General features: G+C 68.1%; 8 protein-coding genes. 4 read left to right on the top strand and 4 right to left on the bottom strand.

Translation table 11 applies throughout. The annotated features are described in order from the left end of the window. The first annotated feature begins 166 nt into the window (after nucleotides 1-166). Nucleotides 167-613: a DUF192 domain-containing protein gene (locus BLP83_RS17140; protein ID WP_091245785.1), complete on the top strand. Its 447-nt coding sequence runs from the start codon at nucleotides 167-169 to the stop codon at nucleotides 611-613. A gap of 41 nt (nucleotides 614-654) precedes the next feature. Here BLP83_RS17140 and BLP83_RS17135 read toward each other — a convergent pair whose 3' ends face one another. Further along, nucleotides 655-852, bottom strand: coding sequence for a rubredoxin (locus BLP83_RS17135; RefSeq protein WP_091245780.1), 198 nt, complete (start codon nucleotides 850-852; stop codon nucleotides 655-657). Nucleotides 853-928: 76 nt separating this feature from the next. Between BLP83_RS17135 and thiE the strand changes: the two genes are divergently transcribed. Further along, nucleotides 929-1588, top strand: coding sequence for a thiamine phosphate synthase (thiE, locus tag BLP83_RS17130; RefSeq protein ID WP_091245779.1), 660 nt, complete (start codon nucleotides 929-931; stop codon nucleotides 1586-1588). Further along, nucleotides 1563-2855, top strand: a complete 1293-nt coding sequence (gene hemL, locus BLP83_RS17125) for a glutamate-1-semialdehyde 2,1-aminomutase (RefSeq protein WP_091245776.1) — start codon at nucleotides 1563-1565, stop codon at nucleotides 2853-2855. Before thiE ends, hemL begins: the two co-directional genes overlap by 26 nt. Here hemL and BLP83_RS17120 read toward each other — a convergent pair. Both BLP83_RS17120 and BLP83_RS17115 read right to left on the bottom strand, forming a co-directional pair. Continuing rightward, nucleotides 2852-3136 carry a hypothetical protein gene (locus BLP83_RS17120; protein WP_143006760.1) on the bottom strand — a complete coding sequence of 95 codons (285 nt, stop codon included), beginning with the start codon at nucleotides 3134-3136 and terminating at the stop codon, nucleotides 2852-2854. The two genes, hemL and BLP83_RS17120, sit on opposite strands and share 4 nt — an antisense overlap. 8 nt (nucleotides 3137-3144) lie before the next feature. Further along, nucleotides 3145-4371, bottom strand: a complete 1227-nt coding sequence (locus BLP83_RS17115; protein WP_091245769.1) for an acetylornithine/succinylornithine family transaminase — start codon at nucleotides 4369-4371, stop codon at nucleotides 3145-3147. Between the two features lie 126 nt (nucleotides 4372-4497). Here BLP83_RS17115 and BLP83_RS17110 point away from each other — a divergent pair, with 126 nt between their 5' ends. After that, nucleotides 4498-5622, top strand: a complete 1125-nt coding sequence (locus tag BLP83_RS17110) for a trans-sulfuration enzyme family protein (RefSeq protein WP_091245765.1) — start codon at nucleotides 4498-4500, stop codon at nucleotides 5620-5622. Nucleotides 5623-5630: 8 nt separating this feature from the next. On the opposite strand, the gene ppc is transcribed toward BLP83_RS17110, so the two are convergent. After that, a complete protein-coding gene (ppc, locus tag BLP83_RS17105; protein ID WP_091245760.1) occupies nucleotides 5631-8384 on the bottom strand; it encodes a phosphoenolpyruvate carboxylase in 2754 nt (917 codons plus the stop codon). Between the last annotated feature and the right edge of the window lie 2 nt (nucleotides 8385-8386).

The raw sequence follows: 8386 nt of genomic DNA, 5'->3' as shown, positions 1-8386 counted from the left end.
AAACTTTTTCTGCCGACTTCCGGAGCCGCTTCAGCAGCGACCCCGTCCGTGCGAGCCGCCCACTATACCGCGTTTTCCAAAGTTGTAAAGAGGGCGGAGGGAAAAAGATTGCGGCGTGGATCTTGGTTAAGGTTCCCCGACAGCCAACCCACCATCTGGAGCTTCCATGCGCTTCCTGCTCGCTCTCAGCCTCGTCCTTCTTGTTTCCGCCTGCCAGGCGCGCCCCGACACCTGGGTAGAACTCAAGGGCCAACGCTTCTATGTAGAAGTGGTGCAGACCGAAGCCGCGCGGCAGCAGGGGCTGATGCATCGGGCCGAGCTACCTGCCGACCAAGGCATGCTCTTCCTCTTCGAGCGGATGCAGCCGCTGGCCTTCTGGATGAAGAACACACTCATCGCGCTCGACATCTTCTACTTCGACGACCAGCGGCGGCTCGTTTCCGTCGCGCGCAACGTGCCGCCCTGCAAGAGCGCCATGTGCCCCAGCTACCCGAGCGCGGGGCCCGGCCTCTACACCTTGGAGCTCAATGCGGGCAGCGCCGACGCCCTTGGCGTGCGGCGAGGAGATGAGCTGGTGTTCGGCCCGGGCATTCCCGAGCGCGGACAGCCCTGAGCCTCAAGGTGGACGTGCGGTGCAAGCCGCGCGCCGCGTGTTCAGGCTTTGATTTCGACCATCTCAAAGTCCGATTTGGTCACGCCACAGTCCGGGCACAGCCAGGTTTCCGGGACATCCTCCCAGGGGGTGCCGGGCGCGATGCCCTCCTCGGGCAAGCCCGCGGCCTCGCTGTAGATGAAGCCGCACACAACGCACATCCAATGTCGTTTGCCTGGTGCGGCGGCCGCTGTGCTCATGTCCTCTCCTCTTTGGGTGGAAGTGTCGGCTGATATTCTTCCATGTCCGCTGCATGCAGCCCAAGCAAGCCCTCCCATGCCTACGCCCCTGCGCGGCGTGTACCTGATCACCCCCGACCTGGGCGACACAGCGCTCTTGATTGAGCGGAGCCGCCGCGCACTGTCGGCGGGTCTAGCACTGCTTCAATACCGGAACAAGACCGCGACGATGAAGGTGCGCGCTCGGCAGGCGTCCGCACTTGCCGAGCTGTGCCGGGAGTTCAACGTCCCCATGATCGTGAACGACGGCGTGGAGATGGCCATGGACGTGGGTGCGTCCGGCGTTCACCTCGGCGGCGAGGACGGTTCGCTGCGGCTTGCCCGCGAACGCATGGGGCCCAAAGCGCTCATTGGCGCTTCCTGCTACGCCAGCTACGAGCGCGCTGCGCTGGCACGTGCCGAGGGAGCGAGCTACATCGCGTTCGGCGCCTTTGCAGCATCGCCAACCAAACCCTTGGCCAAGCGTGCCGATTTGACGCTGCTCGAACAGGCGCGTCCGCTGGCCTTGCCCATCGTCGCCATCGGCGGCATCACACCGGCCATTGCGCCCAGCATCGTCACCGCAGGGGCGGACCTTCTGGCCGTCATCAGCTCTGTCTATGAAGCCGCTGACCCGGCCGCCGCCGTGCTCGCGCTTCGCCAGGCCTTTTCCGAATTCCAAGGAGACTCCCATGCAGACCAACCACGCGCTGTTTGAGCGCGCCCAGCAGCTGATGCCCGGCGGCGTGAATTCGCCTGTGCGCGCTTTCCGTTCGGTGGGCGGTGAACCCTTCTTCGCCACCCGTGCCGAAGGGCCTTATCTGTGGGACGTCGAAGGCCAGCGCTACATCGACTACATCGGCAGCTGGGGTCCGATGATCGCCGGCCATGCGCACCCCAAGGTGCTGGAAGCAGTCACCCGCACGGCAGCCAACGGCCTCAGCTTCGGCGTGCCCAACCCGCTGGAGGTGACCATGGCCGAGACCGTCGCGCGCCTCGTTCCATCGATGGAAATGAGCCGGATGGTGAACTCCGGCACCGAGGCCACCATGTCGGCGATACGGCTGGCCCGCGGCTACACCGGGCGCTCCCGGGTGGTGAAGTTCGAGGGCTGTTACCACGGCCACGGCGATGCCTTCCTGGTGAAAGCCGGTTCCGGAATGCTCACCTTCGGCGTACCGACCTCGCCGGGCGTGCCCAGCGGGCTCGCCGATCTCACCCTCACCCTCGCCTACAACGAATTCGAGGCTGCGACGGCGCTGTTCGAGCAGCACGGCAGCGAAATCGCCTGCCTGATCATCGAGCCGATCGCCGGAAACATGAACTGCATCCTGCCCAAGCCCGGCTACTTGCAGCACCTGCGCGAGCTGTGCAGCCGGCATGGTGCGCTGCTGATCTTCGACGAGGTGATGACGGGTTTCCGCGTGGCTTTGGGCGGCGCGCAGGCGCTGTATGGGGTCACGCCGGACTTGAGCACCTTTGGCAAGATCATCGGCGGCGGCATGCCGGTGGGCGCCTACGGCGGCCGCCGCGAGATCATGTCGCAGGTCGCACCTTCGGGCCCGATCTACCAGGCTGGCACCTTGTCTGGAAATCCCGTGGCGATGGCCGCCGGTCTCGCCACCCTGGAGCTCATCCAGACGCCCGGGTTCTACGAGGACCTGATGCGCAAGACCAATCTGCTCTGTGATGGCCTAGAGCAAGCTGCGCACGAGGCCGGCGTCGAGGTCACCACCAATCGCGTGCCCGGCATGTTCGGCCTGTTCTTCACCGACCAGAAGGTGGAGAGCTTCGCCCAGGCGACGACGTGCGACATCGCAGCCTTCAATCGCTTCTTCCACGGCCTGCTGAAGCGCGGCGTGTACTTCGCGCCCTCCGCTTACGAGGCGGGGTTCATTTCTGCGGCGCACTCCGAGGCGGATATCGAGGCCACAATCGCTGCGGCGCGAGAGGCGTTCAGCGAAGCAATGAACGCGAGCAGCTAGCACTCTGAAATCAACACGGACTTCAGAGCTTCGATGGCTTCGTGCGTCGAGGGATGTCGCAAGACCCAGGCATCTCCAAGAAACTCCTCGATTGAGCGCGCGCCGAGAGCGGCGCGCAGCTCGCCGGCAGAGGCGGCGGCTTGAAACAGTTGATGCGCCAGTCCCAGGGCACGCTCGCTTGAAGAAGCGTCGGCCTCGCCAAGCTGGAGGATCCACACCTTCTGAACAGCAGAGACCAGATCCCCCGCTGCCCTCTGCAATGCAGTGCGATGTCTTGCCATGGGTCTGGCTAGCCAAACACCGTCCGCAACGCGCACTCCAGCCGCTGCAAGCCCTCAGCCAGCTCGTCCTCGCGGATGTTGAGCGCAGGCACGAAGCGCAGCACGCCGACGCCCGCCGACAGCACCAGCAGACCTTCGCCAGCCGCGGCATCGAGCACTTCGGCCGCGCGCGCGGCATGTTCATCAATCAGCACGCCACCCTGCATGAGCCCGCGTCCACGCACCCCGCTGAACACGCCGAGGCGGCTGTTGATCGCGTGCAGGCCGGCCACCAGCTGCGCGCCACGCGCCTCGACGTTCGCCAGCAGCTCCGGCGACTTCAGCTTGGCCAGCGCCGCGCGCGCCACCGCGGCCGCCAGCGGGTTACCTCCAAAGGTGGTGCCGTGGCTACCGAAGCCCAGGCTCTCGGCGGCGCGCGTGCCGACCAGCAGAGCGCCGATCGGAAAGCCGCCGCCCAGCGCCTTGGCCAGGCTCACGGAGTCAGGCTGCACGCCTTCGCCGTGGCAGGCGAACAGCCGCCCGGTGCGGCCCATCCCGCACTGGATCTCGTCCAGCATGAGCAGCGCGCCGGTCTCGTCGCAGCGGCGGCGCAGGTGCGCGAGGAAGCCTGGTGCCGCCGGCATCACCCCGCCCTCGCCCTGGATCGGCTCGACCAGGACCGCGCAGACATCGGCATCAAAGGCCGCGTCGAAGGCGGCGATGTCGTTGAAGTCGACATAGCGGAAGCCGCCCGGCAGGGGCTCGAAGCCTTCCTGATACTTGGGCTGCGCGGTCGCAGTGATGGTCGCCAGCGTGCGGCCGTGGAAGCTGCCCCGAAACGTGAGGATCACCCGCTGCGCCGGTGCCCTGCCTTGGGCTGCCGCGTGCCTGCGCGCAAGCTTGATCGCGGCCTCATTCGCTTCCGCGCCCGAGTTGCACAGGAACACGCGCTCGGCGAAGCCCGAGGCCGCGGCCAGTTCCTCGGCCAAGCGCACCGGCGGCTCGCTGTAGAAGATGTTGCTGGTGTGCCAGAGCTTGGCGCTCTGCTCGATCAGGGCGGCGCGCAGATCCGGGTCGGCATGGCCGAGCGCATTTACGGCAATACCGCCGGCCAGATCGATGTAGTCGCGGCCGGCGCTGTCCCAGACGCGCGAGCCTTCGCCGTGCTCCAGGATCAGCTCGCGCGGGCGGTAGATCGGCAGGTAGCGACGGCGCGCAGTGGCAAGCAGCTCGTCAGCGGGGGCGTGGCTGGACATCGAAGCGGATCTCAAGCGCTGGGAGTCCGCGCAGTATCGCAAAGCCGCGTGCCGGCTGACCTTCGACCATTGCCGCGTTCCATCGCACCGAACACACTGCGCGCGCCCCACCCATCAGGACCGGCCATGCGCCTTGAAACCCGCGCCGTACACATCGGCGCCGAGCCCGATCGAGAAACCGGCGCGCTGGCGGCGCCGCTCAACCTCTCCACCACCTTCCTGCACGCGCCCGATGGCACCCAGGACCACGGCTACCTGTACCAGCGCGACAACAACCCCACCCAGGTACGGCTGGAGCAGGCGGCGGCGGCACTCGACGGCGCCTCGCGCGCCCTGCTGCTGTCGACGGGCATGGCGGCCGCGAACTGCCTGCTGCAAGCGCTGCCGTCAGGCGGCAACGTGGTGTTCCAGCGCGACCTGTACCACGGCGTGCGCGAGTTGGCCGAGCATTGGCTGCCGCGTTGGGGCCTGTCCTCGCGCTTCGTCGACGGCCGCGATTCCACTGCCGTGCGCGCGGCGGTCGATGGCGAGACCCGCATGCTCTGGATCGAGACTCCATCGAACCCGCTGATGCAGGTGGTGGACATCGCCGCCTGTGCCGAGATCGCGCATGCCAGCGGCGCCCTGCTGGTGGTCGACAGCACCTTTGCCACGCCGATACTGCAGCAGCCGATCGCACTCGGCGCCGACGTGGTGATGCATTCGGCCACCAAGTACATGGGCGGCCACTCCGACGTGATGGGCGGGCTGCTCTGTTTCGCGCGCGACGACGCGCTGGCCGCGCGCTGCTATGAGGTACGCAAGCTGCTCGGCGCCAGCGCCAGCCCCTTCAACGCCTGGCTGATCCTGCGCGGCCTGCGCTCGCTGCCGGCGCGGATGACCCTGCATTGCGCGAACGCCGAGAAAGTGGCGGCCGCACTGGCCGCGCATCCTGCCGTGTCAGTCGTGCACTACCCCGGGCTCGCCTCGCACGCAGGCCATGCGCTGGCGACGAAGCAGATGAAGCACCCCGGCGGCATGCTGAGCTTCGAACTGGCCGCGGGTCGCGACGCGGCGCTCAAGGTCGCCGGCAGCACCCGCCTGTTCCACTGCGCCACCTCACTTGGCGGCTGCGAGTCGCTGATCGAGCACCGCGCTTCCGTCGAAGGCGCGCATCCGGTGTCGCCGCAGGGCCTGCTGCGGGTCTCGGTCGGCCTCGAACACGCCGACGATCTGATCGAAGACCTGCAGCAGGCACTGCACGGGTTGTAGCCGCGCGATCAGCCGGTGTTCTGCACGCCGGCGGCGATGCCGTTGACCGTGGCCACCAGCGCATGGAACAGGGCGTCCTCGGGCCGGCCTGCCATGCGCCAGCGGCGCAGCAGGTCGACCTGCAGCAGGCTGATCGGATCCACGTAGGGGTTGCGCAGGCGGATCGACAGCCGCAGCCGGCGATCGCCGGCCAGCAGTTCCTGCGCGCCCTTGAGTTCGAGCACCGCACGTCGCGTGCGCTCCAACTCGGCCTCGATCCGCGGAAACAGGGCCGCGTGCAGTTCAGCGCCCGCCAGAAGCGAATAGCGGGCGAAGATGTCGAGCTCGGTCTTGGCCAGCACCATCTCGACGTCGTCCACCAGGGTGGCGAAGAAGGGCCAGTCGCGCGCCATCTCGGCCATGGCCTCGATGCCCCGGGCCTCGATCGCGGCGGCCAGCCCGCTGCCGACGCCGTACCAGCCGGTGAGGTTGCAGCGGTTCTGTGACCAGGCGAACACCCATGGAATCGCGCGTAGCGATTCGACCCCGGCCTGGCCCCCGGCCGCGCGCTTGGCAGGCCGTGAGCCGAGCTTCAGGCGCTCGATCACATCGATCGGCGTGGCCTCGCGGAAATAGGGGACGAACGCCGGCTCCTCGTGCACGAAGGCCCGATAGACCCGGCGCGACTCGTTGGCGATCAGGGCCATGGCCTCGCGCCAGGCCGGCTCGCGCGGCTCGGGCGGGCGCGGGCGCGCGGTCGCGCGCAGCACCGCACCGGCCGTCTGTTCGAGGTTGCGCAGGGCCAGCGCGCGGATGCCGTACTTGCGATGGATCACCTCGCCCTGCTCGGTCAGTCGCAGATAGCCGTCGACGCTGCCGCGGGGTGCGGCGATCACCGCGCGTTCGGTCTTGCTGCCGCCACGGCTGGCGGAGCCGCCACGACCGTGGAAGAAAAGGATGCGTACGCCGCGTTCGGCGCCCAAGGCGCAGAGTGCGATCTGCGCGCGCTGGATGGCCCAGCGCGAGGCGGCGAGCCCGGCATCCTTGGCGCTGTCCGAGTAGCCCAGCATCACCACCTGGCGTTCGCCGCGGGCGGCGACATGGACGCGATAGACCGGATCATCGAGCAGGGCCGCGACCACCTCGGGTGCGGCCGCCAGGTCATCCACGGTCTCGAACAGCGGGGCGACGTCCAGCGGAACCGCGCCCTTGGCATCGGCATGGCCGCCCATGCGCGCCAGCGCCAGCACGGCCAGCGCATCGGCTGCGCTGCGGCTCATGCTGACGATGTAGGGCCCGAAAGCCTCGGCGCCGTAGCGCGGACGCAGTTCGGCAAGCTTGGCGAACACATCGAGCACGCGCTGGGTGCCCGACTCGGTGGAGCTGCGCTTGCCGAGCTCGCCGCCCAGCAGTTCGGCAAGGCGCGCCGCCCGATCCTCGACTGAGCGCTGCGGCCAGTCAGCGTCCTTCAGCAGAACCGCCAGCGCGGCGTCGTGCACCCGCGAGTCCTGGCGCTGGTCGAGGGTGGCCAGATGGAAGCCGAAGGCCTCGACCCGGCGCAGCAGGCGCCGCAGGGCGAAGAAGCCGGCGTGCTCGCCGCGCTGGCTCTTCAGCGAATGGGCGATGAGGTTCAGGTCATCCAGCAGGCCGGCCGGGCCGCGATAGCCTTCCGCAGCCTCGGCTTCAGTCGCCTCCAGCCGGAGGATCATCAGGTTCAACAGCTGCCGGTAGGGCATGTCGTCGTGGCGCGAGCGCAGGCGCTGCGCCGACTCGCCGAGGCGCGCACGGTAATCGTCGATGCGTTTGAGCACGCGCGGATCGACACCAATGCGGCTGGTCGACTGGGTCAACAGGCCGGCGAGGTGGGCGAGATCGCCGCGGTAGTTGGACAGGATCAGGCCACGCTGCGCCGCAAGGCTGGCTTCGATGGTGTCGGCGCCGACGAAGGGATTGCCGTCCATGTCGCCGCCCACCCACGAGCCGAAGCGCAGGATCGGCGGCAGCGCGGGCAGCGCGCGGCCGTAGACGGTTTCCACCGCATCGGCCAGCAGCTCGTGGAAGACCGGCAGAATCAGGTAGAGCACATGGCCGAGGTAGTAGCTGACGTGCTCGAGCTCATCCGCCACGGTGGGCTTCTCAATCGCGTTCTCCGCGGTTTGCCAGCCGCTGGTGAGCGCCATGCGAATGCGCGCCAGGTCCAGCCGCCGCTCGCCCGGCGTACGTGCGCGGTCGAGGTCGTCGATCAGCGCGCGGACAATTTCCGCTTCCTTTTCCAACAGCGCGCGCCGCACGGCCTCGGTGGGATGTGCGGTGAAAACCGGCTCGATGTGGAGGCGACGCAACAGGCCCAGCAGTTCATCGAACTCGACACCCGCAGCCTTGAGCTCGGTGACTGCGGCCAGCAGTCCGCCCGGCTGCGGCGCGGCAGTGGCCTGCTTCTGGTAATCGCGACGACGGCGGATGCGGTGGATGCGCTCTGCCAGGTTGACCACGCCGAAATAAGTCGCGAACGACCGCACCAAGCCCTCAGCCTCATCCAGCGGCAGGCCATCGACAGCGGCGGCCAGCGCATCGAGGCCCTCGCCTTGTTCGCGGCGCTGGATGGCGAGTCGACGCAGGGCTTCGACGCGCTCGAAGAAGGCCTCGCCTTCCTGGTCCGCGATCACCTCGCCGACCAGGGCGCCGAGTCGTTTGACGTCTTCACGCAGCGGCTGGTCGCTGGCCGGCAGGTCGACTTCGCGCAGGGTTTCGGGTTCAGCGGCCAGGCTGGCAGGACGGGACATCA

This window comes from Aquimonas voraii, assembly GCF_900101825.1.
Classification (GTDB): Bacteria; Pseudomonadota; Gammaproteobacteria; order Xanthomonadales; family Xanthomonadaceae; genus Aquimonas; species Aquimonas voraii.
Note: the sequence above shows the minus strand (reverse complement) of the source record. Positions and strands in the feature narration are given on the sequence as shown.

Bases quoted from the DNA above. Each gene is read 5' to 3' on its own strand.
- ppc (WP_091245760.1), bottom strand. From the start codon at position 8,384: ATGTCCCGTCCTGCCAGCCTGGCCGCTGAACCCGAAACCCTGCGCGAA.
- BLP83_RS17140 (WP_091245785.1), top strand. From the start codon at position 167: ATGCGCTTCCTGCTCGCTCTCAGCCTCGTCCTTCTTGTTTCCGCCTGC.
- thiE (WP_091245779.1), top strand. From the start codon at position 929: ATGCCTACGCCCCTGCGCGGCGTGTACCTGATCACCCCCGACCTGGGC.
- BLP83_RS17110 (WP_091245765.1), top strand. From the start codon at position 4,498: ATGCGCCTTGAAACCCGCGCCGTACACATCGGCGCCGAGCCCGATCGA.
- BLP83_RS17120 (WP_143006760.1), bottom strand. From the start codon at position 3,136: ATGGCAAGACATCGCACTGCATTGCAGAGGGCAGCGGGGGATCTGGTC.
- BLP83_RS17115 (WP_091245769.1), bottom strand. From the start codon at position 4,371: ATGTCCAGCCACGCCCCCGCTGACGAGCTGCTTGCCACTGCGCGCCGT.
- BLP83_RS17135 (WP_091245780.1), bottom strand. From the start codon at position 852: ATGAGCACAGCGGCCGCCGCACCAGGCAAACGACATTGGATGTGCGTT.
- hemL (WP_091245776.1), top strand. From the start codon at position 1,563: ATGCAGACCAACCACGCGCTGTTTGAGCGCGCCCAGCAGCTGATGCCC.